The sequence below is a fragment of the Specibacter sp. NPDC078709 genome, from assembly GCF_040686795.1.
In the GTDB taxonomy this organism is placed as follows: domain Bacteria; phylum Actinomycetota; class Actinomycetes; order Actinomycetales; family Micrococcaceae; genus Specibacter.
In genome coordinates this window covers 255,446-281,024 of the sequence record NZ_JBFBLU010000004.1, presented here as the reverse complement: position 1 = coordinate 281,024, position 25,579 = coordinate 255,446, and the positions used below count along the sequence as shown (strand labels likewise).

The window sequence follows — 25,579 nt, the reverse complement described above, 5'->3', positions numbered from 1 at the left end:
CAGTGTTGTCCCCACCAACGCCCACTATGGGAAGGACAATCACGTCGTGACACAGAACTCTGCACATGACTCCCACCGCTCTGAGGCGCTCTCACCGTTCACTCGCTTTGCCGCCATGCCGGAGCAGCGAGGCCTGTACAACCCGGCTGCCGAGAAGGACGCCTGCGGGTTGGCTGTTGTTGCCACTCTGCGCGGCACCCCTGGACACGACATCGTTCAGAAGGCCCTCATCGCGTTGCGCAACTTGGAGCACCGCGGAGCTGTTGGCGCCGATGAGGGGACAGGCGATGGTGCCGGAATTCTGACGCAGATCCCTGACGCCTTCTTCCGTGCGGTTGCTGGCGTCGAGCTGCCGGCACTGGGCAACTACGCAGTAGGAACCGCCTTCCTGCCCACCGATCCGCAGCACCAGAGCGCAGCCAGAGCCGGTCTGGAAGCACTTGCCGAAAGTGAAGGGTTGCAGGTTCTGGGCTGGCGCGAGGTGCCGGTCGTGGACGGGTTGGTCGGGGCTAGTGCCAAGGCTTGCCAGCCACACTTCAGCCAACTCTTCGTAGCACTGGCAGCTGAGTCAGCGGCAAGCAACACAGCTGAGCAACTAGCTACCGATCAAGCCAACGAACTCGATCGAAAAGCGTACCGGCTACGCAAGCGCGCCCAGCAAAAACACGGCGTCTATTTCCCCTCGTTGTCCTCCAAGACCATCGTCTACAAGGGCATGGTCACCACTGCGCAACTGGAGCCGTTCTACCCTGACCTCTCCGATCCGCGCTTCGCCTCCAAGCTGGCCGTGGTGCATTCGCGTTTCTCCACCAACACCTTCCCCTCTTGGCCGCTGGCCCAGCCCTTCCGGGCCATCGCCCACAACGGTGAGATCAACACCGTCAAGGGAAACCGGAATTGGATGCGCGCCCGCCAATCCACCATGTCCCACGCGCTGCTCGGGGACACTCCTGAAGAGTTGTTCCCCATCTGCACCCCCGGCGCCTCGGACTCCGCCTCCTTCGATGAAGTGGCCGAGCTGCTGTGGCTCTCGGGGCGGCCCATCACCGAAGCCGTCATGATGATGATCCCTGAAGCGTGGGAAAATCACGCCACTATGGATCCGGCCCGCAAAGCGTTTTACGAATACCACTCGCTCCTGATGGAGCCGTGGGATGGCCCGGCCGCCGTGTCCTTTACGGATGGCACGCTGGTCGGTGCCACCTTGGACCGCAATGGCTTGCGCCCGGCCCGCTTCTGGGTCACCGACGACGGCTTGGTCGTGCTGGCCTCGGAGGTCGGTGTGCTGGATTTGGACCCAGCCACCATCGTGCAGAAGGGCCGCGTTGCCCCGGGCACCATGTTCCTCGTGGACACCGCCAAGGGTGAGCTCATCAGCGATGAAACCATCAAAGCCCAGGCTGCCGCGGCCCGCCCCTACGAGAGCTGGGCCAAGGAAAACACCATCCAACTCGCCGATTTGCCCGAGCGTGAGCACGTCATCCACACCAGTTCTTCGGTGTTGCACCGCCAGCGCACCTTCGGCTACACCACTGAGGAACTGCGCATCCTGCTCGGTCCCATGGCCAAGAACGGAGCCGAGCCGCTAGGCGCCATGGGCACCGACACCCCCGTAGCCGTCCTCTCGCAACGGCCGCGCCTCTTGTTCGACTACTTTGTGCAACAGTTTGCCCAGGTCACCAACCCGCCGCTGGACGCCATCCGCGAGGAGCTTGTCACCTCGTTGAACACCACCATTGGCCCGCAGGGAAACCTGCTCTCTCGCAACAAGGTCACCGCACCCCAACTGGCGCTGTCATTCCCCGTCATCGACAACGATGACCTGGCCAAGATCGCCAACATGGAAACGCCCATCGCCGCTGATGGCTCCGGTGGCGAGAAAATCTCCATGAAGGTGCGTGGCCTGTACAAGGTCGACGGCGGTGAGGCCGCCTTACGTGCCCGGCTCTCCGAAATCGGTGAGCAGATCTCCGGAGCCATCAACCGCGGCGTGCAATACATTGTGCTCTCGGACAGGGACTCTTCTGCCGTGTGGGCCCCCATCCCTTCGCTACTTTTGCTCAGCGCCGTCCACCACCATCTCTTGCGCAGCGCGAACCGCACTAAGGTCTCCTTGGTTGTGGAAGCAGGCGACGTCCGCGAAGTTCACCACGTAGCCGTTCTGGTGGGCTACGGCGCAGCAGCCATCAACCCATACCTGGCCATGGAAACAGTGGAAGAACTCATCCGCACCGGCGACGTCACCGGCGTCACCCCCGAGGAAGGGGTGAAGAACCTCATCAAGGGACTGGGCAAGGGCGTTTTGAAGATCATGTCCAAAATGGGCATCTCCACGGTGTCCTCTTACTGTGGCGCGCAAACCTTTGAAGCTCTGGGCCTGTCCCAGGACATCGTGGATGACTATTTCACTGGCACCGTGAGCCAGCTCGGCGGCGTCGGTCTAGATGTCATCGCCAAGGAAGTATCAGCACGCCACATTCTGGCCTACCCGGTGGACGGCGTCGATGTCCCGCACCGCCCGCTGCTAGGAGGCGGCGAATACCAGTGGCGTCGTGACGGGGAACCGCACCTGTTCAATCCGGACACGGTGTTCCGTCTGCAGCACGCCACCCGGGAACGCCGCTATGACATCTTCAAGAAGTACACCCAAGGCATCGATGAGCAGGCCAACAAGCTCATGACCTTCCGTGGCTTGCTCACCTTCAAAGAAGGAGCGCGCCCGCCGGTGCCCTTGGCCGAGGTGGAATCGGTGGCCAGCATTGTCAAGCGATTCTCCACCGGCGCCATGAGCTACGGTTCCATCTCCCAGGAAGCGCACCAGACTCTGGCCATCGCCATGAACCGCTTGGGCGCCAAGTCCAACACCGGTGAGGGTGGCGAGGATGTTGAGCGTCTGCTGGACCCGGAGCGCCGCAGCGCCATCAAACAGGTTGCCTCAGGCCGTTTCGGCGTGACCAGCTTGTACCTGAGCAACGCCACGGACATCCAGATCAAGATGGCTCAGGGTGCCAAGCCCGGCGAGGGTGGTCAGCTCATGGCCAAAAAGGTGTACCCGTGGATCGCAGAAACACGCCACTCCACACCCGGCGTTGGCTTGATTTCCCCGCCCCCGCACCACGATATCTACTCCATTGAGGACCTCGCCCAGCTCATCTATGACTGCAAGCGAGCCAACCCCAGCGCTCGGGTTCACGTCAAGCTCGTCTCCGAAATGGGGATAGGCACGGTGGCGGCCGGGGTGACCAAGGCCAAGGCCGACGTCGTCCTCGTTTCCGGGCACGACGGCGGAACAGGCGCCAGCCCGCTGAACTCCCTTAAACATGCCGGCATGCCGTGGGAGCTGGGTCTGGCAGAAACTCAGCAGACGCTGCGCCTGAATGGGCTGCGTGAGCGGGTTGTGGTGCAGGTGGATGGCCAGCTCAAGACTGGCCGTGACGTCATCATCGCGGCGTTGCTCGGTGCTGAGGAATACGGTTTCGCTACGGCCCCGCTGGTGGTTTCCGGCTGTGTCATGATGCGTGTTTGCCACCTGGACACCTGCCCCGTGGGTGTTGCCACGCAGAATCCGGAACTTCGTCAACGGTTCACCGGCAAGCCGGAATTCGTGGTCAACTTCTTCGAGTTCCTTGCTGAAGAAGTCCGCGAGCTGCTGGCTGAACTCGGTTTCCGCAGCCTCGAGGAAGCCATCGGCCAGTCCAGTGTCCTTGATATTCAGGGTGCGCTGAACCATTGGAAGACGGCGGGTCTGGACTTGAGCCCCATGTTGTCCGACGCCGGTGTTCCCGCCGATGCGCCGGTCCGTCACCTGGTGGATCAGAACCATGAGCTGGACAAGCATTTTGATCAGCAATTGATCACCATGTCCGCCGAGGCGTTCAGTGACAGGGCACCGGTCAAGATCAGTGTCCCGGTCATCAACACCGACCGTTCAGTGGGTACGCTCCTGGGCCACAAGGTGACCAAAACATTCGGCATCGACGTACTGGGCCCGGACACCATTGATGTGACCCTGACGGGGCAGGCGGGCCAATCGTTGGGTGCCTTCTTGCCAGCCGGTATTACGCTGCGCTTGCTCGGTGACGCCAACGACTATGTGGGCAAGGGTCTCTCCGGAGGGCGCATCACTGTCCGTCCGGATCGCAACAGCCAGTTTGTGGCGGCGCAGAACGTGATCGCAGGCAACGTGATTGGGTACGGAGCCACCAGCGGTGAAATGTTCCTGCGCGGCAAGGTGGGGGAGCGGTTCTTGGTCCGCAACTCCGGAGCTACTGCCGTGGTTGAAGGCATTGGCGATCATGGTTGTGAATACATGACAGGTGGCCAAACCCTGATTCTGGGTTCCACCGGCCGCAACTTTGGTGCCGGCATGTCCGGTGGCACCGCCTATGTGCTGGATCTGGAGCCCAGCCAAGTCAACAAGGTGGCTCTGGACTCCGGTGAACTGGTCCTCTCGGCGCTCGATGGTGTGGATCAAGAACTGGTCCACACGCTCTTGCAACACCACTTTGATGAGACGGAATCCGAGACCGCAGCAGTCCTGCTGGCCGATTTCCCCGGCACCGTGGCACGCATAACGAAGGTGCTGCCGCGTGATTACGCAGCAGTGTTACAGACCCGTTTGGCAGCAGCCGAGCAGGGCGAAGATCCAGACGGCGCAACCGTTTGGCAGAAAATTTTGGAGGTCACCGGTGGCTGATCCGCACGGTTTCTTAAACACTCGCGAACGCATCACCCAGACCCGCCGGCCCGTTCCTGTGCGCATCATGGACTGGAAGGAAGTCTACGAGGCCCAGGAAAAGGGTGTGCTGAAGTCCCAAGCGGGGCGCTGCATGGACTGTGGTGTGCCGTTCTGTCACCAGGGCTGCCCGCTGGGAAACCTCATCCCGGAATGGAATGACCTCACGTGGCGCGACAAGGGCCAAGAGGCCATTGAGCGTTTGCACTCCACCAACAACTTCCCGGAGTTCACGGGACGGCTGTGCCCGGCCCCGTGCGAAACGGCCTGTGTGCTGGGCATCAACCAGCCAGCTGTGACCATCAAGCAGGTGGAGGTTTCGATCATTGATGAGGCTTTCAACCAGGACTGGGTCCACCCGCTTCCCCCGGCCCGCCTCACAGGTAAGACGGTCGCCGTCGTCGGTTCAGGTCCGGCAGGGCTGGCAGCGGCACAGCAGCTGACCCGAACGGGGCACACTGTGGCGGTCTATGAGCGTGAGGATCGGATCGGTGGACTGCTGCGTTACGGCATCCCTGACTTCAAGTTGGAGAAGGAGAGTGTGGATCGCCGGGTGGCGCAAATGGAGGCTGAGGGCACTCGCTTCCGCACCGGCATTGAGGTAGGCAAGGATCTTGGGTGGGAAGAGCTGCGGCGCCGCTATGACGCCGTCGTGGTGTGCATTGGTGCCACGGTTCCGCGTGAACTGCCCATCCCTGGCCGGGCGCTCAAAGGTGTTCATGTGGCCATGGACTACCTGGTGCAGGCCAACAAGGCGGTTGCCGGTGATGTGCAGGCGGAGCAGATTGATGCTCGCGGCAAGCATGTGGTCATTTTGGGTGGCGGCGATACTGGTGCTGATTGCCTCGGAACGGCGCACCGCCAGCAGGCCGCGTCGGTGACCACGTTGGCCATTGGGGCGCAGCCGCCGTTAGAGCGGACGGCCAAGCAGCCGTGGCCCACATTCCCCAACCTCTTTGAAGTGGCTAGCGCGCATGAGGAGGGTGGTGAGCGGACATATCTGGCTTCCACCGTCGAGTTCCTGGGTGAGAATGGTGTGCTGACCGGCCTCAAGATCGCTGAAACTGAATTTGTCGGCGGGCGCAGGGTTCCCAAGGAGGGTACCGAACGGGTGATCGCTGCGGATCTGGTGTTTTTGGCCATGGGCTTTACCGGTCCTGAATCGGCCGAATTGGTCCACCAGCTGCCGGTGACGTTGGACGCTCGGTCAAATGTTAACCGTGATGGCTATTACATGACGGACCGTGACGGCGTCTTTGTTGCCGGTGATGCAGGGCGTGGACAATCGCTGATTGTCTGGGCCATTGCCGAGGGCCGGGCGTGTGCGGCCGCCGTCGATAAGCACTTGATGGGGGAGACGTTTTTGCCTGCTCCCGTCTCACCCAGCGATTCAGCTATCGGTGTCTAGCGGGAAAGCGATAGGCTGTCTGGGGGCACCAAAGTTTTCCGCTTAAAAACCACATACAAGGGTAGGTACATTGAGACGCGCAAAAATTGTTGCGACTTTCGGGCCGGCAATCGCCAGCTATGAAAACACACTTGCGGTACTGGAGGCGGGCGTCAACGTAGCCCGCATGAACATGAGCCACGGCGACTACGCCGTGCACCAGAACACGTACGAGAACGTACGTAAGGCTTCCGAAGCACTCGGCAAGCCCGTAGCCATCATGGCTGATTTACAGGGTCCCAAGATCCGCTTGGGCCGCTTTGCCAATGGCGAGGGCTATGACCTCGCTGTGGGCGATGTCTTCACCATCACCACCGAAGATGTCCCAGGAACTAAGGACATCTGCTCCACCACCTTGAAGTCCCTCACAGAGGACGTTAAGGTTGGCGACATCATGCTGATCGACGATGGCAAGGTCTCCGTTCGGGCCACTGCTGTTGACGCCGTGAAGGTTGTCACCGAAGTTACCGTTCCGGGCAAGGTCTCCAACAACAAGGGCATCAACTTGCCCGGTGTTGCTGTGAATGTCCCCGCCTTGAGCGAAAAGGACGAGAGCGATCTACGCTGGGCACTTGAGTGCGGCGTGGACCTCGTGGCTTTGTCTTTCGTGCGTGATGCAGCTGATATCACTCGCGTTCACGAGATCATGGACGAAGAAGGCCGCCGCGTGCCGGTCATCGCCAAGATCGAGAAGCCGCAGGCTGTTGCCAACCTGGAAGCCATCGTGGATGCGTTTGACGCCATCATGGTTGCCCGTGGCGACTTGGGCGTGGAGCTTCCTCTGGAAGATGTCCCGCTGGTGCAGAAGAAGTGTGTTGAAATGGCACGTCGCTGGGCCAAGCCCGTCATCGTGGCAACCCAGGTTCTGGAATCCATGATTGACAACCCGCGCCCCACCCGGGCAGAGGCATCTGACTGTGCAAATGCAGTGCTCGACGGCGCGGATGCAGTCATGCTCTCCGGCGAGACCAGCGTTGGCAAGTTCCCGATCGAGACCGTCAAGGTCATGGCGAGGATCATCGAAGCTGCTGAAGCTGAAGATGGCCTCAAGCTCATCCCGAAGCTGGGTTCCGAGCCGAAGACCCGCGGCGGCGTCATCACGGCAGCTGCCGTGCAGATCGCCAAGCAGCTCGATGCAAAGTACATTGCAACGTTCACGCAGTCCGGCGACTCGGCTCACCGCCTGTCCCGTCTGCGCCCGTCCAAGCCGGTTCTTGCGTTCACTCCGGTGGAGAGCGTTCGCAACCAGTTGGCTCTGGCATGGGGCATTGAGCCCGTGCTGGTTCCCACGGTTGCCCACACTGACGCCATGACCGAGCAGGTTGATAAGACTCTGTTGGAGAAGGGCCTTGTTGACGAAGGCGATCTGGTTGTTATCGCAGCCGGTTCCCCTCCCGGACAGGCCGGTTCCACGAACCTGGTCAAGGTTCACAAGGTTGGCGACCTCGCCGATCTGGGCAAGGCCAACGATGGTTCCAAGAAGGAACGCATCGGCCCCTGGCCCACTGACTAGGTCTTAACACCCGTCACGAACGACGGCGGCACTCACCCTTCGCTTCATGTGCTGGGTGAGTGCCGCCGTCGTTTGGTTTAAGTGGTGGCGAGGGGCCATTCCCTGCCAGCTCCAGCCCTCCCAACGAAAAATGCCACACTTTGACGTATATGCCATAGTTCAAACCATGGCATATACGTCAAAGTGTGGCGTTTTCGTGTGAGGGGACTAGTTGACCTGGTTGATGATGGTCTCGGCAACCTCGCGCATGCTCAGGCGGCGGTCCATGGAGGTCTTCTGGATCCAGCGGAAGGCCTCGGGCTCGGTGAGGCCCATCTTGGTGGTCAGCAGGGACTTGGCGCGCTCTACGAGCTTGCGGGTGGCGAACTGTTCCTGGAGGTCGGTGACTTCCTCTTCAAGAGCCTTGATCTCCTCGTGGCGGGAGAGTGCGATTTCCAGGGCAGGAATCAGATCGGCGGGGGTGAAGGGCTTGACCACGTAGGCCATGGCGCCGGCGTCGCGTGCACGCTCAACGAGTTCCTTCTGGCTGAAGGCGGTAAGGAGTACCACGGGGGCGATGCGGGCCTTGACGATGATCTCTGCGGCTGTGATGCCATCCATGACAGGCATCTTGACGTCCATGAGGACCAGATCGGGCTTGAGCTCCTTGGCGAGCTCTACGGCCTTCTCGCCATTGTCTGCTTCACCGACCACGTCGTAGCCCTCGCCACGAAGGATTTCCATGATGTCTAAGCGGATCAGGGTCTCATCCTCGGCAACAATGACACGGCGTGCGGGCGAGGTGGGGGTTGTATCCGGCTGTTCTGACACAAAAAACTCCTTTAAAGGGGTGAAGTACACCACATTTTGTACATTTTGAGCCCTAGACGGGCTTTGGTTCCACAAAACAGCCTATATGCATGTAGAGTAGTTGCGCGCACTGGTTCGGAAGCGATTCCGAATCGAGGGCGTGATCTTCGTAACGGTGTTCATTTGGACTCCTTTACTAAGGCCCGAGTGGCGGAATGGCAGACGCGCTGCACTCAAAATGCAGTATCGAAAGATGTGTGGGTTCAAGTCCCACCTCGGGCACATATGTTGGAAGAATGACCTCCTGGAGACAGGGGGTCATTCTTCATTTCCGGCCTTGCTGGCCGAGTTTCCGGGTTACCACTGAAGGCAAAGGTCGAGATCGACCTGCAGGTGATGCGTCGCGTGGACTGACTTCAATGCGTGGGAATCTCGATACTCACACACGCCTCAGTTGGACGCGAGGGTACCCGCAGTTCCGTGTTGAAAGCGGCCGCATGGTCTGTACCCGTGATCGCTGACGCAGTTGCCGCCCCGGGCGCAGCCGCCTCGACGGGCGTCGTAGACGTTTGCGCCTCACGTTGGAAAACTGGGGCGCCTCTACGTGTCAGGCCGGGAGGTACCACGGGGAATGAGCAAGCCTTCGCATGACGGATTAAGGATTATTCTTCCCACTGCGCAGCGGAGAGCAAGGCATAAGTAGATTTCACTTGAGAATCATCTCAAAAGACGGAACAACCATGAGGAGATACACCCTATCTCTCATGCCCTAGATCCTTGTCGCACCTCAGGCAGGGTGTCCTGCCTGCAGACCGCGGATCTGGGAATAATACAAAGGGGCCGCAACAGCCTGACTCTGGACTTCTGTCGGAGTGAGAACGAAGCCGACATGGTCGCCGAGATCGACCCGGTCAAGCACGTCAGCGATCATTCGTCGCCGACAGTCGGCGAGCACCGGCACCCCGCTGGAATCGGCGAACCAATTGCACGCCGCGAACTTGTCGATGTCGTCCCCGCTTTCTCCACCAAACAACTCCGCGAGCCCACGCTGGTCCGAACCCACTACATGCACGCCCATGGTCTTGGCGCCGGATGCCAGCAGATAGGTGTGGTTGCTTTTGGAGATTAGCACTAGGAGTCGTGGCGGATCGATGCTGCACTGCGTGGCGAACCCGACGAGGCAACCTGAGCGCGACGACGGACCAGAATCCGTTTCCGAGGCCACGGTGACGATGAACATCGGATAGTCGAGACCCTCAAGGAATCGATCCAAGGCAGTATCCGGAGCCATCGTTTCTCCTGTCAGTCTTGCCTTTTCCACGCCTCACCCTGTGGCCGAAGAAGGGTTCTTTTTTAGCTGCGAGGGGGTTGCTCTGTTTCGGTCTCCGCGTCATGTTCCGGGTCTACTGGTCCGGATGCGGGTTGGTCACCATCGGTGCAAAGATCTGTTTCTAACTTGGTGGTTCGGGACTGTTCGCACTGCCTGCCCGCTTCACTGAATCTTTGGGCTCGCTGTTTCCAGTCATTTCCTTGCATTTATCGCTACGAGCGCGTCCGCGTAGGCGCGTTCCAAGTCTATCGACGGGCGTTCAATGGCACAACAGATCGCGTTGACTCATAGAAAACCTCCGCAGATGTGGTGATCCGGATTATGCCGACCAGCGTGCGGTGTCCCGCTGTTTTGGGGGTTCCGGGACCAGCTTCGTCGGGTACCTAGTAGCGTCTGTAGCCGTGGTCCGGGTCTGGGATGGATGTGAGCCGGGCGAGGGCTTTTTCTTTCAGGCTCATGTCAGCGTGAAGATGGATATGGGTTGGCTCGGGCGTTTCACTACCGAGCCACGTCGCGATCACGCTCAAATCCACGAGCATGACGCTTCGCGAGCACATTAGCTGAGGCACGCAGGAATCATTTGGCGGGCATCCGGACACGAGGCATCAGCCCGTCTCACGTTCAGCGCATGGCCAATGCTGCGCGAAGATACCCGGAGGTACGTCCCTTGTCGCCGGCAGCAACAGCTTCGGGCGTCCCGGCAGCCATGACGTGGCCTCCGGCGGCACCGCCAGCGGGCCCCAGATCAACAACCCAGTCCGCCTTGGCCACCACATCCATATCGTGTTCAACCACCACCACGGTGTTTCCGGCATCGACCAGGCCGTTGAGTTGTTGCAGGAGCAATTGCACATCGGCGGGGTGCAAGCCGGTGCTGGGTTCGTCCAACAAGTACAGGGTGTGTCCGCGTCCCAGCCGTTGCAGCTCCGTGGCCAGTTTGATTCGCTGTGCTTCTCCACCTGAAAGCTCAGTGGCCGGTTGCCCCAGCCTCAGGTAGCCCAAGCCCACATCCCGCAGCGTGTTCAGGCTTCGAAGAACAGCAGGGATTTCCGGCAGAGCCTGCACAGCGGCATCAACGCTTAGTTCAAGAACCTGGGCAATGTTCCGACCGTTGTAGCTGACCTCAAGAGTTTCTGCATTGAATCGGGAACCGTGGCACTGCGGGCATGGCCCGTAGCTTCCAGGCAGGAACAACAGCTCCACAGCCACGAAGCCCTCACCCAAGCAGACCTCACAACGCCCGCCCGCAACGTTGAAGGAGAAGCGGCCAGCGCCAAAGCCACGGGCCTTAGCATCTTCCGTGGCAGCGAACGCGCGCCGGACGGCGTCGAACAAACCGGTGTAGGTGGCCAGGTTGGAACGTGGCGTGCGGCCAATGGGGCGTTGGTCCACTTGCACCACCCGATCCACGGCCGCAAACCCGGAGCTGGTGTGGACCATGTTCGGGGTGTCGGCTGCTGTGTGGATAACGTCCAACAGGGTGGATTTGCCGGACCCGGAGACCCCTGTAACGGCGGTCAGGGTGCCTCGCGGAATACTGACATCTTCGTTTTGCAGATTATTTTTGGTGATGCCGTGGAATTCCAACCATGCATCTGCCGTCCGTCGGGTCACGCCAGCGGCAGGTGAGGCATCCGGCGTCGTTGATTTCAGGAGGAAGGGCCGGGTCACCGACTCTTCCACATCCGCCAGGCCGGCAATCGGACCACTGTAAAGGACGCGGCCACCGTTTTCCCCGGCCGCAGGTCCCACATCGACTATCCAGTCGGCCTGGCGCACCATGTCCATGTTGTGCTCCACGATAAAGACCGTGTTGCCGGAAGCCTTGAGCTGTTCCAACACTGCCAGCAGCGGCTCGGCGTCGGCAGGATGCAGCCCCGCAGACGGTTCATCAAGAACGTAAATGACCCCAAAAAGACCCGAGCGCAATTGCGTGGCTATACGCAGCCGCTGCATCTCACCGGGGGAGAGCGTGGGGGTACTGCGGCCCAAGCTCAGATAGCCCAACCCCAAGTCCAGTAAAATGCTGATGCGCTGGAGCAGCTCCTGTGAGATGGCGGTTGCCACCGCCTCCCGGCTGCCCGGTGCCCCCGCATCCGCTGTGGTGAGGATGCGCAGCACCTCGGCCAAGTCGGTGAGCGGAAGCTCATTCATGGTCGCAATAGTGCGCCCCTCCACCGTCACTGCCAGGGCGGCAGCCGTGAGCCCGCTGCCGGAGCAGACTTCGCAGGGGCCCGAATGCATAAAATTCAAGGCTCGCTCGCGCATGGGAGCACTCTTGGAATCAGCCAGGGTGTGAAGCACATGGCTGCGTGCACTCCAATACCGCCCCTTATAGGGTTTGGCCACGCGGTCCCGCTGCGGCGTAACCTCCACTACGGGTTGCTCCTCGGTGAAAAGGATCCAGTCCCGGTCCTTGCGGGGAATTTTGTGCCATGGAAGGTCGACGTCGTAACCAAGTTCAGTGAGAATGTCGCGTAGGTTTTTGCCTTGCCAGGCGCCCGGCCACGCCGCGACGGCACCTTCCCGAATGGTCAGTTTCGGGTTGGGGACCAGCAACTCCTCCGTGACCGTGTGGGCTGTGCCCAGTCCGTGGCACACCGGGCAGGCTCCGGCCACAGTGTTGGGGGAGAAGGAATCTGAATAGAGGATTTCCGCGCCTGCCGGGTAGCTGCCGGCTCGGGAGAAGAGCATGCGCAATGAGTTGGACAACGTGGTCACGGTGCCTACAGACGACCTGGTGCTGGGGGTGCCGCGTCGCTGTGCCATGGCCACTGCGGGTGGGAGTCCGGTAATGGACTCCACCTGCGGGTTGTTGCTCTGCTGGATCAGGCGCCGCGCGTACGGCGCCACCGACTCGAAGTAGCGGCGGTGCGCCTCAGCAAAAATAGTGCCAAATGCCAGGGAAGATTTGCCGCTGCCGGAGATGCCGGTGAAAGCCACTATGGCATCGCGCGGCACATCCACGTCAATGTTCTTGAGGTTGTTCTCCCGCGCCCCCCGAACCTGGACAAAGCCTTCAGGTCCACGATTTTCAGTTGCATGGTGGGCGGAGGAGTTCAAGGAAATAGCCATTCCCTGACACTATGGCATACCGCCCGGAGCTGCCGCACCGGGCGGCCCCAGGGTGGCTTGAAAGGCGTGTCCGTACCGTGGCCACAAAACCGCTTGTAAAGGTAACGGATTTCCGAAAATCAGGACAAAGGGCCATTGCTGGCATTGGGTGTCATTCATGGATGCCAGACCGCCGAAGTCTCTGCGGCGACGACGCTGGAGATGGCTCAAGCAGTGAGAGGGACTGTCCAAATGTGAGGGGTCAGCTCTAACCGCCCGCGCCAAGGTGCGGACGTGCTCCAGGACGTTGGGACAGATGGCCTAGGGGGAGGGCGTTCCGCCGTTGACATTCAGGGTTTCGCCCGTCACATAGCTGGATTCGGGGGAGGCGAGGAAAACGTAGGCGGGAGCCAGCTCCGTTGGTTGTCCGGCACGGCCCAGGGGAGTGTCCTTGCCAAACTCTGGGAGGGCGTCCTTGGGCTGGCCGTCGCTGACCTGCAGCGGGGTCCAGATTGGTCCGGGCGCCACCGCATTGACGCGAATGCCGCGGGGTGCCAGTTGTTGGGCCAGTCCCTTGGAGAAGTTGTTGATGGCTGCCTTGGTGGATGCGTAGTCAATCAAGGTGGCGGACGGGTTGTAGGCCTGAATCGATGTGGTGTTGATGATGGTCGATCCGGGGGCGAGATGGGGCAGGGCCGCCTTGGTGATCCAGAACATGGCGAAGATGTTGGTTTTGAAGGTCGCCTCGAACTGTTCGTCGCTGAGGTCCTCAAGTTTCTCAACGGCGATTTGCCGCCCGGCGTTGTTGACGATGATGTCCAGGCCACCCAGTTGTTCGACGGCGTCAGCCACCAGTTTGCGGGCCTGATGCGCTTCGGAGATATCGCCGGGCAGCGGAACGGCTTTTTGACCGCAGTCCCGGATGATTGCCGAGATTCTCTCGGCGTCGGGTTCTTCAACAGGCAGGTATGACAGCGCCACGTCTGCCCCCTCCCTAGCGAAGGCAATGGCAACTGCGGCACCAATGCCTGAGTCCGCCCCCGTGATGAGCGCCTTGCGTCCGGCCAAGCGGCCGGTGCCGCGGTAGGACTCCTCACCCCGATCCGAGCGCGGCTCCAAGTCCCGGTCCAAACCCGGCTCGGGTTGGTCCTGAACTGGTGGGCTGATGCTCGGGTAGCGGGTGACGGGATTCTGAAAAGTGTACTGGTCATCGCTTGTCATCATGAATTCCTTTCAACGGCTCCGCGTACGGGCTTCTGATTGACGCTGCTGGCACAGATTGTTCCAGCGGGTCAGCTTCATCCTTCAGTTTTCGGCTAGGCGCGCCGCGACCTGTGCTTCTTCGTCCAGCGCTGAGCCTCGCCGCCGTCCAGGGCAGTGTCAGGAAACTCGTCAGACACTTCCGGGGCGATGTCCAGCGGGCTGGCGCCGGTGGAATGGGGACCGTCCGCGGGAGTCCCTCCGGCGGTATTCGACGTGGCGGAGGGGATGACTTGGTGGACGAGTTTGTGGACGGCGTCTCCGGTCTGTGCCTTGATGGTCTCCTGCACGGCAGCAACGGTTTCCTGTATGGGCTCTGCGGCCCATACCGATTTCGCGGAGGCCTTGATTCTCTCGTAGCTGCTTCGACCCGCGCGGGCACCCAGAATGTATCCGGCTGCAGCGCCGAGAAGAAAAGATAGTTTGGCTTTCATGATGTTCTCCTTCTGTAAAACGGAGTTCGAGGCACCAGCATGCTGCCTCGGATTCACGGTGTGCTGCCCCAGCTCTACATGACATCGGTGTCAGGCGATCAACGGCCTGCCCGGGAACGTGCAAAACGGCACAGCACAGTACCACTTGGCTGGTTGGCTCAGAGGAATAAACAGTCCTGCCGACAACGAAAACGATGCCGGCAGCACTAGATCTGTGCCGGCTAAGCGGCTGACTTGTTGCGACCGGTAATTGCGCCATAAACGCCGGCAACGACTAAACCGCCCACGAGTGCGAGGATCCAGGAACCGAGATTCCAAAATTCCATTTTACCGCCGCCAAAGAGCAGATCTCCGATCCACCCGCCAACTATGGCACCGACCACGCCAAGGATGAGGCTGGTGATCCAGCCGCCGCCCACCCTGCCCGGCATGACCGCCTTGACAATGACTCCGACAATGAGACCCAAAACGATCCATCCGATGAAACCCATGATTCCTCCTTGGAGAAGATTGGCTGACTTTGAACGGTGACAATCCGGGAGCTGCCTTCCGGAAAATACGGTCATCGATCTGCAACGACCGATGACCACAGCCTAACCACATTCATGGCCAAAATCGCCAAAAAGTGTTTGATTTGTTGTAGCAGAAGCAACACGGATCCCGTGAACCACGCTGAAACATGCCAGTTGCGAATTATTTCCAACCGTCGCAGCCGTGCGTGTCGGCGGGGTAAGGCAGATGGACGACACCACTGGGGCGGGATACCAACCGATGGCGTCATCAGAAAGCGGGTGCATAGTGGAAATCTGCAAGACATGGGTGAAGTCCACTGTGACTGGCCAACGCGTCTTGCTCGCCCTCAAGGCTGCCTTGGCGGTGGGCATAGCGTGGCTGCTGGCGCCGCTCATGCCCGGGACGGCGGATGACTACCCCCATTTACGCGCCACTGGGGGTGTTGGTCAGCATGTATCCAACGTTCATGGGATCGGTGCGTACGGGCCTGCAAACACTCGTCGGCATCTTGTTGGGCGTCGCGCTTGCGGTAGGGTTTTTGCTCTTGGGAACCCCCAACGTGTTGTCAATTTCCCTTGCGGTGGGAGCCGGGGTGTTGCTGGCCGGACTGCCGCGTCTGGGTGCCGGAAGGGACTACGTTCCAGTGGCAACGCTGCTGGTTCTGATCATCGGCGGCAACAACGCCGATGCATTTTCCGCAGGATACGGCCTGCAAATGGCGCTTGGCGTACTGGTGGGTTTGGTGGTCAATGTGTCGATCTTCCCGCCGGTGGTCTTGGATGTCGCCCAAGCCAGAATTGCTCGGGCCCGGGATATACTCATCGACCAACTCGACGATGCCGCTGCAGCCCTCGTTGAACAATGGCCGCCCGATCATGAAGATTGGGCGGGCCGTCGGCACGTGTTGGACGACGCTGTTGTTGAGGTTCGCCGGTCAGTCAACGAGGCGGCGGAAAGCCAGCGCGCCAACCCCCGGGCGTACCGACGCTCGCGCCACCGTCTCCTCGCCGACAGTTATGACGATTTGGCTGTCCTGGAAAGCGTTACGTTCTACGTTCGAGATTTGACCGAGGTCCTTGCCGGTGCGATCTGGGAAGGCCCGCTGAACCTCCGGCTCAGCGACGGACTCCGGGAGCCCATGGAGCGATGCCTGTCGGCGACAGCAGGTGTACTGCGCGTTTGGGATGAGGGGACCGTCGGGCCGGAAACATTCACTGGCGCGGACAAGTCCTTGTCCGCGCTCACGGAGGCGGTCGCTGCTACCCAGTCATCTGATGTTGCGGCGCTAGCCCCCGGGGGCGCCGTGGCGCTGGACATGCAGCGCATACTCAATGCTCTCCGGGGCCGGCTCCTGCCCGATTCCAAGGATAGAGACAGCAACGTTCATGATGGGTAGGGCGGCGATGGCGAAAGTGTCTACAGCATTTTTCACTTGGTGACAGGCCCTGGGATAGGCCCAGGAACCCCGCCTTGCGAGGGATTCCTACGTCATTCCGCGCGTCATCGCCTTGCGAGAACTAGCGAAGGTCGCTGCGTTGGGCCCGTAGCCCGGCAGTACGGTGCTGGCCTTGCTGACCGCTGTGGCGCGTCAGCACTGACTGCTCGTCATGGGAGGCTACACCGGGGCTCCGGAGGCGTCGTCGTCCGATTCAGAGGAAAACGACTCACGCTCCGAGCTCGTGGGACCGGCATTTCCTTCCTCCAGAGGTGCCTCCGTGGACGGTGCTTCACGCTGTGTCTCATCGGCAGGATCCACCCGGGCCGCATCGGCATCCGATCGGGAGAGTTCCTCGCGCAGCTGGTCGTCCGTGCCGCCCAGCCGCCTGGCACCCGGTTCCCCGTCGCTGCCGGCATCTTCATTTTCGAAGAAGCTGCGGTCCGGTGCGCCCAGGCTCTTGTCGTCGTTCAGCGCTTCTTCGTCGCTTTCCTGGCCGCGAAGGGTGGGGTAGGGAGAACCCGGATTGGTGGCGGCACCCTCGGGCATCTCCTGTTCCGGGGTTGGCGAACCGTAGCCACCCTCGGCAGGTTCTTGATGGCGTTCCTGGTTGGCGGCTTCGTCGTTGTTCATGAGGTTCTCCTTAGATATTGCTGTGGTGGCCTCGTTCGGAGGCATCGTTCCATGACCATGGGCCCGTTGTCATGACGATGGGCGCAATGCCCCTGCTGGCGGCCGGTGGTCGGAGGAAGCCGTTTTGCCACCCCGGCGCCGGTCCGTGCGGACCATGCCCACCGTTCCATCCGCAGCCCATTGCTCTCACTGTAACCACTGGCAGCCACTTGCGGAACCCCGCCCTGTTGTCCACGATGGAGAGGGGCGATACCTAATGTTCCTGCGAGATTTGGAGACCCTGCAATGAAAATACTGATAAAGCTCTTGAGTCTCGGCGCCAGTGTGGCAGCCGGTGCCGCCGCCCGCAAGGCCCTGGAAGTGAGGTGGCGAAAAAGCACAGGGCAAGAACCGCCCAAGAAGGCGGACGACCTCCGAAACCCGTTGCCGGGAGTGCTCGTGTTCGCCCTGGTTACGGCCGTAACGGGCGCCGTCATCCAAGTCGTGACGCAGCGTTTTGCCCGCAAGGTTGCTGCTGATTTGGAGCAGCACCCGGCCGAGGTCTAGGCGGCCGGGTCCGGGCGGCCTTGACGGAGAGTACCCAGCGTTCGTTAAAGGGGGCTGGAAAACCAGAGAAGGGTCATCCGCGGTGGCAACCGTCAGGACTGCCTCAAACTTCTCGTGGCTTTCAATGCGCCGCTCTATGGCGCGGGGTCTGACTGCCCCTTCCGATTCGACGCGGCCCCCGGCAAGGTCGACGGTAGCCACCAGATACAGTCTGCGTGGCCCGACATACTCTAGGTGCAGGTAGGCGATGTGGGCCTTCTCCGTACCGTCCATGAGCTGCCTCGCCACGGACTGCAGAAGTTCGGCCGTGACGAGCCGGCCCACCAGAAAGCGTCTGTTCTTTTGGATGAGGATCACGGCGATGCTCCCGGCAGCAGGCCTGGCCGACCCGGAGAGCGGGTGTGTCAAAACGCCGGCGAACGCCAGCACGATGTCGGCGAGCACTGGGCCGTCTTCGGCGACAAGCGCCCTCATGGTGGGGTCGGAACTGTTCAATACCTGGCCAAGGACGGTGCGGTGTAGTTTCCGTGCTTCCGCGTGGGCCTGGCGCGACGCTCGCGCGAAGGCGGTCCCCTCGAGCAGAAACGGCACAGCTAGAAACCACGCAGGCGACGGCAGAGTCCGCAGCCGATTCAGGGGAAAAGAGCTGCTGGATACCGTGCACGATGGATACGGCAGCACCGGCCATGGGCAAACCAAACGCAGCAAACATCGGCCACACCAAGGCGTCCCTGCCATAGCCCTGATGTGTTCCGCATCGCGGGCCTAACCGACTTCCGCTCTGCAACCATGAGGAAGTCTTGATTGTCCGTATCGGCCCAGGAATGCGCGGACTCCGCAACCGTTGACGCAGAACCGGTGATCAGGGCCGCGACCCTCTAGAACCTGCTGTTATGTTTTGCGCACATGAGCGCACTCAACTGTCCCTGGAACCGGCCCGGTTCAGGGGTAGGTGGTGGTGATTAAATGACCGGAGGAGGCGTTGGGAAAAAGGGATCCGGGTGGCCGGGCGTGCTGGGCCCCGGCACGGGCGCCGGAGGTTCACTTGGGCCATCGGGCTCGTTCGGTTCAACCGGTTCGGTGGGATCCGGTGGGAAATCGGGATGCGGAGTTCCCGGGAATGGGTCAGGAACCCGCGGTTGTGGTTCGGTGGGCTGGTGTTCGTTCATGTCTGTTCCCTCTCATCAGTGGTTTCTGCTCGCGGGTCCATACCGGCGGTACGTGTGCCGCACGTATCTGCTCAAGTGCCGTGGTATTTTCCATGCTAGCGAGCCTGCCGCCGCTCGTCGATGGCCATAGGTATCCGAGCACGGGGTTGAATCGCCTTGGATCGCTTCCTCCGTGAGGGCGCCACCGGTACGTGACTTGCTCACTCATTCGGATAAGGAATTTGTCAAGCTGTCTCATGGCGCGAGCTGCATCCAGACCGTTGCCGGGGGGAGTGTCGGGAAGTGTTCGACGGTCCTGCCCTCGGTGTGTCTGCAGTGGATGGCTGATGCGCTGTCAAGGGTGATCCCGATGTGCGTATGGCCATGGATATATCAACCAAGGAAGCTGGTCATTGTGGGCATACGCGGCCTGAGTCGGCTTGCCGGACATAACGGGACCAACAATGGCGTTCAGCTGATTGCCACTTGTCAGGGCTGCCACTGTCGCTGTGCTTTGACCTTGCGTGAGTAATTAGCCCGCGCGGGGACGGTGGGTGGTGAGTTCAGCAATAGCCTCGGCCGAAGAGTGGTCTGACCCGTCGGCGTCGTCCCTTGCCTCAATGTCGAAACGCTCGGCGGCGTTCATGGACTTAGATGGATTGGCGGTAGCCGAAGAATTCGTGATCGTTGTTGTAGCCGCCCAGTCCGCCGCCGACGTCGTCGAAGTTCTCGACGAATTCGATGCCCTTGATCCACTTGACGAGTTTGAATCCGAGCTGGGTCTCGTTGCGGAGCCGCAGTGGTGCGCCGTGGCCGAACGAGAGAGTATCGTCGTTCATGTCGTAGGCGAGCATGGTCAGTTTGTAGCTCATCTGCTCGATGGGTTGGGCGTCGTAGTAGATTCCTCCGTCCGGGCCTGCCGCGAAGGAGTAGAAGATCACCCATTTGGCTTCCGGTTTGGGTTTGGCGATGTCGAGGATCGTCTGCATGGAGATGCCGCCCCATTTTGCGACACCTGACCAGCCCTGAATGCAGAAGTGCTGGGTGATCTGTTCATGGTGGGGGAGTGCCCGCAACTGTTTGAGGTCCAGCTCCATGGGGTTTTCGACGAGACCGTTGATGCGCAGTTTGTAGTTGATGAAGTTGCCGGTTTCAAGCTCCTTGTACTCCTGCGTTTCCGGGTACTTGCCGTTGTGCCAGAAGTACGGGGAAATATCTTTCTCGGTGTACTGGCCGGGTTTGGAATCTATGTGTTCGAAGAGGCGTTGGGCTGGGCCGATCAGGGCGAAGCCAACCTTCTGGACAACCCGGGGGTGCCGGTAGGTAAAGGGTGTGGCTGCCACCCAGCCGATGATCACGACGGCCATGGAGGCTGCGAAGATCCAGAAGCCTGTCCATGATTCGGTGTCTTGGGAGGCGTACATGTGGTTGAGGTTGCGCAGGGCTCCTGTGGTCAGCACGAGTGTCACGTGGATGACGATGAACATGACGAACCAGCAGAGCACCAGGAAGTGCAGTGAACGGGCAACTTGGATGCTGAAGACGGTGCTGATGGCGCGGAAGCGGGTGGAAAGTGCCGGGGACATCCCCAGCCCGGTGATCAGGGCGGCCGGGGCTGCGATGAAGACGGTGATGAAATACGCCAGAAGTTGCAGGCCGTTGTAGTTGACCCAGCCCGTTTCCAGCGGCCAGTCCAGGGATAGATATTGGATGGCAACGGAGAGGGAGTTCGGGAAGACATCCCAACTCAGTGGCACCAGCCTCATCCATTGGCCTGTGCTGAAGATCAGGATGTAGAAGATGATGCCGTTGAGCAGCCACAGCGTGTCGATGCCCAGGTGCCACCAGCGCGCCAGACCGATGGAGTGCCGCCGGCCTGGAAGACCAACACCGTTGGGCAGTGTGATTGAGTCCTGCTTCGCGGTGTAGAGAGGATCGGTCGGCACCGGTTTTTGGATGCGGAACCAGTCCTTGCCCGGTGTGGAGTGCCTGGTCCAGTAGAGCCGGGGATGGTCGGCCAGGATGCTCACCCCGGATCGAATGATGAAAATCATCAGGAACAGGTTCAAGAAGTGCTGCCAGCCCAGCCAAGCAGGGAATCCGACCGGTGCGTTCTCCGGCAGTTCCGAGGTGCCGGGATAGCGGTGCATGAAGTCCGCCACGGCGGGAAGTTCACGAATTCCCTTCGCTACGGCAATGCCGACGATCAGCAGCAATAATCCGATGGGGATAAGCCAAAGCAGGTTGAACCACTTGCTGTCCCCGATCCGAACCCGTGGAGCCACACCATATTGGGCAGGAACACCGCCGGCCCAGTCTTCATCGACAGCGGTGTAATGCTTGCTGTCGAGTTCGGCACGGAAACTCGCTTGTGTGCCCCCTGCTCCAATGTCGGGTGCGGGAACGTTTGGGTCTTCAGATGAAGTGTCCATGCTTCCGAGCGTAGCCGCGTTCGTTCAGTTAAGGGCGGGAAGCCGGGATAAGGTTTAGGTTCCCGAGGCGCCCAGTGCGTTGGCCCCTTCGTGACGGAACATACTGCGCCACGTAAACCTCCTGCTCACATCCTGAAAATGGATGAAGTACGACACCACCGCGCAGAAGATGGCAGCTGTACACTAAAGCGCCATCGACAACGGGTGGGCGATGATCGCCAAGCAGACCCCGATTGCCATGAGGGATCGGCACACTGAACCGCCCCGGCCCTTGGATACCCCTGTTGACTGTCCGAACAGCTCGGCCATCACCCGACAGGTTCCAGTCCGCGCATCAGGGCATACCCGTGGTCGCGATAGTTGGTAAACAAATATTCGGTGGTCCGCAACGCTGCCATCAACACGACGGTGGCTTCCTCGCCCAAGTTGAGCTGGCAGTAGCCGCCGATCTTGGCGCGTTTGTACATCTGGTCTGCGCTGAGCTCGAATTTGCGGATCAGGACCATGTCGGCGTAGTAGCCCAGAAGACGTTCAGGGGTTCATTCGCTGTGAAATACCCGGAGTTCCCAATCTTTGGCGCCGCTGCCGGCTTCTTCCCCGGCCCCGCGGCCGGGTTCCGTCGTTCCGCCATCCGTGGGCTGCCACCTGGCGGCATTCACGGCCACGGTGGTTGCTCCTGCAGTGTGAATCCGGTGCTGTCCCCGCAACATTTGGGAAAGCGGGACGGCGGGCGCTCACCGCGGGCAGGCTCGCCGCAGACGCCGCATACCCACTCGGTGGCGAGCAACGCCACCAGATCGCCGCGGCTGATGATGCCGGCAAGGCGCCCGGCGGACAAAATCAGGTAGTAGTTCAGGTTCCCGGGTCGCCGAGGGCGGAGAGCACGTCGGCATTGAGCCGCGAGATCATGTCCAGCGGGATGCCGACCGGGCACACGGCCGTGCATTCCCCGATTTGCGTGCATCCGCCAAAGCCTTCAGCGTCGTGTTGGTTGACGAGGGCCAAGGCGCGCGCATGGCGTTCGGGCTGGCCTTGGGGCAATGCGCCCAAATGGGTGGCTTTGGCTCCCGTGAACAGCATGGCGGAACCATTGGGGCACGCGGCAACGCAGGCACCGCACCCAATGCAGGTGGCCGCGTCGAAGGCCCGGTCTGCTGCGTCTTTGCGCACGAGTGTGGCTGACGCATCGGGGGCAGCACCGGTCGGCGCGCTGATGTAGCCGCCGGCCAGGATGATCCGGTCCAGCGCGCTGCGGTCCACGATGAGGTCCCGCACGACCGGGAACGACTCGGCATGCCACGGTTCGACGTCGATGGTGTCACCGTCGCTGAAGTGGCGCATGTACAGCTGGCAGGTGGTGGTGAGGCCCTCGGGACCGTGGGCAATACCGTCAATGGCCAGGGAGCACATGCCGCAGATGCCCTCCCGGCAATCGTGGTCGAACGCGACGGGCTCTTCGCCCGCGACGGCGAGCCTTTCGTTCAGGACGTCCAGCATCTCCAAAAACGACATGTCGCCACTGATGCCCTCGACCTCGTAACGTTCCATCCGCCCGGGGGAGTCAACGTCGTGCTGGCGCCAGATGCGCAGGGTGATTTTCATTTGTAGCTCCTCTGCGTCAACTCCACGAAGTCGTACTCAAGGTTTTCCTTGTGCAGCCTGGGCGGGGTGTTCTCGCCGTCGAACTCCCAGGCCGCGACGTAGGCGAACGCGTCGTCGTCACGCAACGCCTCGCCGTCGCCGGTCTGGCTCTCCGTGCGGAAATGGCTGCCGCACGACTCCCCGCGGTGCAGCGCATCAACGCACATCAGTTCGGCCAGGCCAAAGAAGTCGGCCACGCGGCCGGCACGTTCAAGGGTCTGGTTCAGCTCCTCGTTGCTGCCGGTGACCTTGAGGTTGCTCCAGAACTCCTTGCGAAGGGCCCGAATGAGCTCGACGGCGTGCACCAGCCCCTCGGCGTTGCGTTCCATCCCGCAGTATTCCCAGAGGATGGTGCCGAGTTCCTTGTGGAAGGAATCAACTGTACGTTCGCCGTTGATCGACAGGAACCTGTTGATGCGTTCCCGGACCGCCTCCACCGCCGCAACGGCATCGGGATGGGCTTCATCCACGGCGGCGGACGGGTTCTTGGCCAGGTAGTCCCCGATGGTGTTGGGCAGGATGAAGTAGCCGTCCGCCAGGCCTTGCATCAGGGCGCTGGCTCCGAGCCGGTTCGCGCCGTGGTCGGAATAGTTTGCCTCCCCGATGACGAACAGCCCGGGGATGGAACTTTCCAGATCGTAGTCAACCCACAGCCCGCCCATGGTGTAATGCACGGCCGGGTAGATGCGCATGGGCACCTGGTAGGGATCCTCATCGGTGATCTTCTGGTACATCTCCAGCAGATTGCCGTACTTCTCCTCGATCGAAGCCCGGCCCAGGCGGGCGATGGCGTCGGTGAGGTCCAGGTACACGCCCCGGCCGCCGGGCCCCACGCCCCGTCCGGCGTCGCACTGGTTTTTGGCTGCCCGGGAGGCAACATCGCGCGGGACGAGATTGCCGAAGGACGGATACGCGCGCTCCAAGTAGTAGTCGCGTTCGGTCTCGGGGATGTCCCGCGGATTGCGGGGGTCCCCAGCTGTGGCCGGCACCCAGATGCGGCCGTCGTTGCGCAGGGACTCGCTCATGAGCGTCAATTTCGACTGGTGGTCGCCGCTGACCGGAATGCATGTTGGGTGAATTTGGGTGAAGCAGGGGTTCGCGAAGAATGCGCCCTTGCGGTGCGCGCGCCAGATCGCCGTCGTGTTGCAACCCATCGCGTTGGTGGAGAGGTAATAGACGTTTCCGTAGCCGCCGGTGGCCAGCACGACGGCGTCGGCCAGGTGTGTCTCCAGAGCACCAGTCACCATGTCCCGGACAACAACCCCGCGGGCCTTGCCGTCGATGACAAACAGGTCGAGCATTTCATGGCGCGTGTTGACCTCCACCGTGCCGGCCGCGGCTTGGCGCTCCAACGCCTGGTACGCGCCCAGCAGCAGCTGCTGGCCGGTTTGGCCCCGCGCATAGAACGTGCGGGAAACCTGAACCCCACCAAAGGAGCGTGTATCCAGCAGCCCGCCGTAGTCCCGGGCGAAAGGGACGCCCTGGGCCACGCACTGGTCAATGATGGCGGAGCTGACCTCGGCCAGGCGGTAGACGTTGGATTCCCGCGAACGGTAGTCACCGCCCTTGACGGTGTCGTAAAAGAGGCGGCGGACGCTGTCGCCGTCATTGCGGTAATTCTTGGCGGCATTGATGCCGCCCTGCGCTGCAATGCTGTGGGCGCGCCGGGCGCTGTCCTGGTAGCAGAAACTCTTGACCTGGCAGGCGCCTCGCCGAGCGTTGCCGCTGCCGAGGCGCCTGCCAATCCAGTGCCGACGACAATGATGGAGAGTTTGCGGCGATTGGCCGGGTTGATCAGCTTGGCGCCGAAGCGGCGCGCCTCCCAGCGTTCCTGGAGGGGACCGTTTGGCGCCTTCGTGTCCCGGAGGGGATCCCCAACCGTAAACAGCTCTGTCATCACTGCACCCACCCCAGCCAAATCACCAGCGGCGGAATAAAGAATCCGACCAGTATTATCGCGGCGACCACGGTGGCAGTCCCGTTGAGAACACGCCTGCGCGCAACAGAGGTGTTGGCACCGAGGGAAGCGAAGGCGCTCCACACCCCGTGCCGCAAATGGAAACCAAGGGCGATCAGTGCCACGGCATAGGAGAGCACCACCCACCAGATGGAGAAACCGTTGACCATGCGCTGGTACGCGCTCGACGACGTCCCGCCGGGTGCGATGACATCTGCAGTCAGGTGCAGGATGTGGTAGATGACGAACAGGCCAATGACGATCCCGCCCCACCGCAGCGTGAAGGAGGCGTAGCTGCGCTGGACGCCGCGGCGGTTCTTGGTGCTCTCATAACGCCACGCGCCCTTGCCGTGGGTTGCTGCACGCGATCGGAACCACAGGGTAAAAGCCGCATATATATGGACGCCTACGCTCAGGAGCAGTACCACGCGGATGATCCACAGGGCCCCGCTGTAGGGGAGCAACGGCTCACCAATTTCACGCAAATACGCCGAGTAGCTGTCGAACGCCTGCTGGCCCTCGAAGATTTTCAAGTTGCCGTACATGTGGGCCAGCAGGAAAAGGATCATGATCAGTCCCGAAACGGCCATCCCTGCGTGCAGCACCACGGATGAACGCAGTACCTTTTGCCGTGCCCCAACACCGTTGATGGACATGACCCCACTGTAGACACCATTGGCCCAATGCACCATGAAACGAATGCGAACGCGGA

Annotated in this window: 17 protein-coding genes, 1 tRNA gene and 1 pseudogene; 7 read left to right on the top strand and 12 right to left on the bottom strand. The window is 61.2% G+C overall.

The window, feature by feature from the left end:
* The first annotated feature begins 115 nt into the window (after positions 1-115).
* The 3 genes from gltB to pyk all read left to right on the top strand — a co-directional run bounded on the left by gltB (position 116) and on the right by pyk (position 7,695).
* A complete protein-coding gene (gene gltB, locus AB0P14_RS09960) occupies positions 116-4,696 on the top strand; it encodes a glutamate synthase large subunit (RefSeq protein ID WP_363841434.1) in 4,581 nt (1,526 codons plus the stop codon).
* The gene (locus AB0P14_RS09955; RefSeq protein WP_363841162.1) at positions 4,689-6,143 is read left to right on the top strand and encodes a glutamate synthase subunit beta; all 1,455 of its coding nucleotides are present in this window, start codon (positions 4,689-4,691) and stop codon (positions 6,141-6,143) included. The genes gltB and AB0P14_RS09955 overlap by 8 nt, the downstream gene beginning before the upstream one ends.
* A gap of 70 nt (positions 6,144-6,213) precedes the next feature.
* Positions 6,214-7,695, top strand: a complete 1,482-nt coding sequence (gene pyk, locus AB0P14_RS09950; protein WP_363841159.1) for a pyruvate kinase — start codon at positions 6,214-6,216, stop codon at positions 7,693-7,695.
* Between the two features lie 207 nt (positions 7,696-7,902).
* Here pyk and AB0P14_RS09945 read toward each other — a convergent pair whose 3' ends face one another.
* Complete coding sequence (locus AB0P14_RS09945; RefSeq protein WP_363841156.1) at positions 7,903-8,505, bottom strand: response regulator; 603 nt, start codon at positions 8,503-8,505, stop codon at positions 7,903-7,905.
* Positions 8,506-8,685: 180 nt separating this feature from the next.
* On the opposite strand from AB0P14_RS09945, the gene AB0P14_RS09940 reads away from it, so the two are divergent.
* Positions 8,686-8,766: transfer RNA gene (locus tag AB0P14_RS09940), tRNA-Leu, on the top strand.
* Between the two features lie 505 nt (positions 8,767-9,271).
* On the opposite strand, the gene AB0P14_RS09935 is transcribed toward AB0P14_RS09940, so the two are convergent.
* The 5 genes from AB0P14_RS09935 to AB0P14_RS09915 all read right to left on the bottom strand — a co-directional run bounded on the left by AB0P14_RS09935 (position 9,272) and on the right by AB0P14_RS09915 (position 15,053).
* Complete coding sequence (locus AB0P14_RS09935; protein ID WP_363841153.1) at positions 9,272-9,775, bottom strand: flavin reductase family protein; 504 nt, start codon at positions 9,773-9,775, stop codon at positions 9,272-9,274.
* 660 nt (positions 9,776-10,435) lie between these two features.
* Positions 10,436-12,889: an excinuclease ABC subunit UvrA gene (locus AB0P14_RS09930; protein ID WP_363841150.1), complete on the bottom strand. Its 2,454-nt coding sequence runs from the start codon at positions 12,887-12,889 to the stop codon at positions 10,436-10,438.
* Positions 12,890-13,189: 300 nt separating this feature from the next.
* Positions 13,190-14,089, bottom strand: coding sequence for an SDR family oxidoreductase (locus AB0P14_RS09925; protein WP_363841147.1), 900 nt, complete (start codon positions 14,087-14,089; stop codon positions 13,190-13,192).
* Between the two features lie 95 nt (positions 14,090-14,184).
* On the bottom strand, positions 14,185-14,562 hold the full coding sequence (locus tag AB0P14_RS09920; RefSeq protein ID WP_363841144.1) for a hypothetical protein: 378 nt from the start codon (positions 14,560-14,562) through the stop codon (positions 14,185-14,187).
* 221 nt (positions 14,563-14,783) lie between these two features.
* On the bottom strand, positions 14,784-15,053 hold the full coding sequence (locus AB0P14_RS09915) for a GlsB/YeaQ/YmgE family stress response membrane protein (RefSeq protein WP_363841141.1): 270 nt from the start codon (positions 15,051-15,053) through the stop codon (positions 14,784-14,786).
* 431 nt (positions 15,054-15,484) lie between these two features.
* On the opposite strand from AB0P14_RS09915, the gene AB0P14_RS09910 reads away from it, so the two are divergent.
* Positions 15,485-16,471: an FUSC family protein gene (locus AB0P14_RS09910; protein ID WP_363841139.1), complete on the top strand. Its 987-nt coding sequence runs from the start codon at positions 15,485-15,487 to the stop codon at positions 16,469-16,471.
* A gap of 219 nt (positions 16,472-16,690) precedes the next feature.
* Here AB0P14_RS09910 and AB0P14_RS09905 read toward each other — a convergent pair whose 3' ends face one another.
* Positions 16,691-17,143, bottom strand: coding sequence for a hypothetical protein (locus AB0P14_RS09905; RefSeq protein WP_363841136.1), 453 nt, complete (start codon positions 17,141-17,143; stop codon positions 16,691-16,693).
* A 285-nt stretch (positions 17,144-17,428) separates the two neighbouring features.
* On the opposite strand from AB0P14_RS09905, the gene AB0P14_RS09900 reads away from it, so the two are divergent.
* On the top strand, positions 17,429-17,689 hold the full coding sequence (locus AB0P14_RS09900; protein ID WP_363841133.1) for a DUF4235 domain-containing protein: 261 nt from the start codon (positions 17,429-17,431) through the stop codon (positions 17,687-17,689).
* 249 nt (positions 17,690-17,938) lie between these two features.
* Positions 17,939-18,211 (top strand): hypothetical protein, encoded by a 273-nt coding sequence (locus AB0P14_RS09895; RefSeq protein ID WP_363841132.1) that lies wholly within the window; start codon positions 17,939-17,941, stop codon positions 18,209-18,211.
* Positions 18,212-19,487: 1,276 nt separating this feature from the next.
* On the opposite strand, the gene AB0P14_RS09890 is transcribed toward AB0P14_RS09895, so the two are convergent.
* The 5 genes and pseudogenes from AB0P14_RS09890 to AB0P14_RS09870 form a co-directional block, all read right to left on the bottom strand.
* The gene (locus AB0P14_RS09890) at positions 19,488-21,269 is read right to left on the bottom strand and encodes a molybdopterin-dependent oxidoreductase (RefSeq protein WP_363841129.1); all 1,782 of its coding nucleotides are present in this window, start codon (positions 21,267-21,269) and stop codon (positions 19,488-19,490) included.
* 308 nt (positions 21,270-21,577) lie between these two features.
* Positions 21,578-21,775, bottom strand: a complete 198-nt coding sequence (locus AB0P14_RS09885) for a thiamine pyrophosphate-dependent enzyme (protein ID WP_363841126.1) — start codon at positions 21,773-21,775, stop codon at positions 21,578-21,580.
* 346 nt (positions 21,776-22,121) lie between these two features.
* A complete protein-coding gene (locus tag AB0P14_RS09880; RefSeq protein WP_363841124.1) occupies positions 22,122-22,871 on the bottom strand; it encodes a succinate dehydrogenase/fumarate reductase iron-sulfur subunit in 750 nt (249 codons plus the stop codon).
* Positions 22,868-24,807 (bottom strand): annotated as a pseudogene (locus AB0P14_RS09875) (fumarate reductase/succinate dehydrogenase flavoprotein subunit). The gene AB0P14_RS09880 and the pseudogene AB0P14_RS09875 overlap by 4 nt, the downstream one beginning before the upstream one ends.
* Positions 24,807-25,523, bottom strand: a complete 717-nt coding sequence (locus AB0P14_RS09870; RefSeq protein WP_363841121.1) for a succinate dehydrogenase cytochrome b subunit — start codon at positions 25,521-25,523, stop codon at positions 24,807-24,809. The pseudogene AB0P14_RS09875 and the gene AB0P14_RS09870 overlap by 1 nt, the downstream one beginning before the upstream one ends.
* Positions 25,524-25,579: the final 56 nt, after the last annotated feature.

Bases quoted from the DNA above. Each gene is read 5' to 3' on its own strand.
- gltB (WP_363841434.1), top strand. From the start codon at position 116: ATGCCGGAGCAGCGAGGCCTGTACAACCCGGCTGCCGAGAAGGACGCC.
- AB0P14_RS09935 (WP_363841153.1), bottom strand. From the start codon at position 9,775: ATGGCTCCGGATACTGCCTTGGATCGATTCCTTGAGGGTCTCGACTAT.
- AB0P14_RS09930 (WP_363841150.1), bottom strand. From the start codon at position 12,889: ATGGCTATTTCCTTGAACTCCTCCGCCCACCATGCAACTGAAAATCGT.
- AB0P14_RS09925 (WP_363841147.1), bottom strand. From the start codon at position 14,089: ATGACAAGCGATGACCAGTACACTTTTCAGAATCCCGTCACCCGCTAC.
- AB0P14_RS09920 (WP_363841144.1), bottom strand. From the start codon at position 14,562: ATGAAAGCCAAACTATCTTTTCTTCTCGGCGCTGCAGCCGGATACATT.
- AB0P14_RS09915 (WP_363841141.1), bottom strand. From the start codon at position 15,053: ATGGGTTTCATCGGATGGATCGTTTTGGGTCTCATTGTCGGAGTCATT.
- AB0P14_RS09910 (WP_363841139.1), top strand. From the start codon at position 15,485: ATGACTACCCCCATTTACGCGCCACTGGGGGTGTTGGTCAGCATGTAT.
- AB0P14_RS09905 (WP_363841136.1), bottom strand. From the start codon at position 17,143: ATGAACAACGACGAAGCCGCCAACCAGGAACGCCATCAAGAACCTGCC.
- AB0P14_RS09900 (WP_363841133.1), top strand. From the start codon at position 17,429: ATGAAAATACTGATAAAGCTCTTGAGTCTCGGCGCCAGTGTGGCAGCC.
- AB0P14_RS09890 (WP_363841129.1), bottom strand. From the start codon at position 21,269: ATGGACACTTCATCTGAAGACCCAAACGTTCCCGCACCCGACATTGGA.
- AB0P14_RS09885 (WP_363841126.1), bottom strand. From the start codon at position 21,775: ATGGTCCTGATCCGCAAATTCGAGCTCAGCGCAGACCAGATGTACAAA.
- AB0P14_RS09880 (WP_363841124.1), bottom strand. From the start codon at position 22,871: ATGAAAATCACCCTGCGCATCTGGCGCCAGCACGACGTTGACTCCCCC.
- AB0P14_RS09870 (WP_363841121.1), bottom strand. From the start codon at position 25,523: ATGTCCATCAACGGTGTTGGGGCACGGCAAAAGGTACTGCGTTCATCC.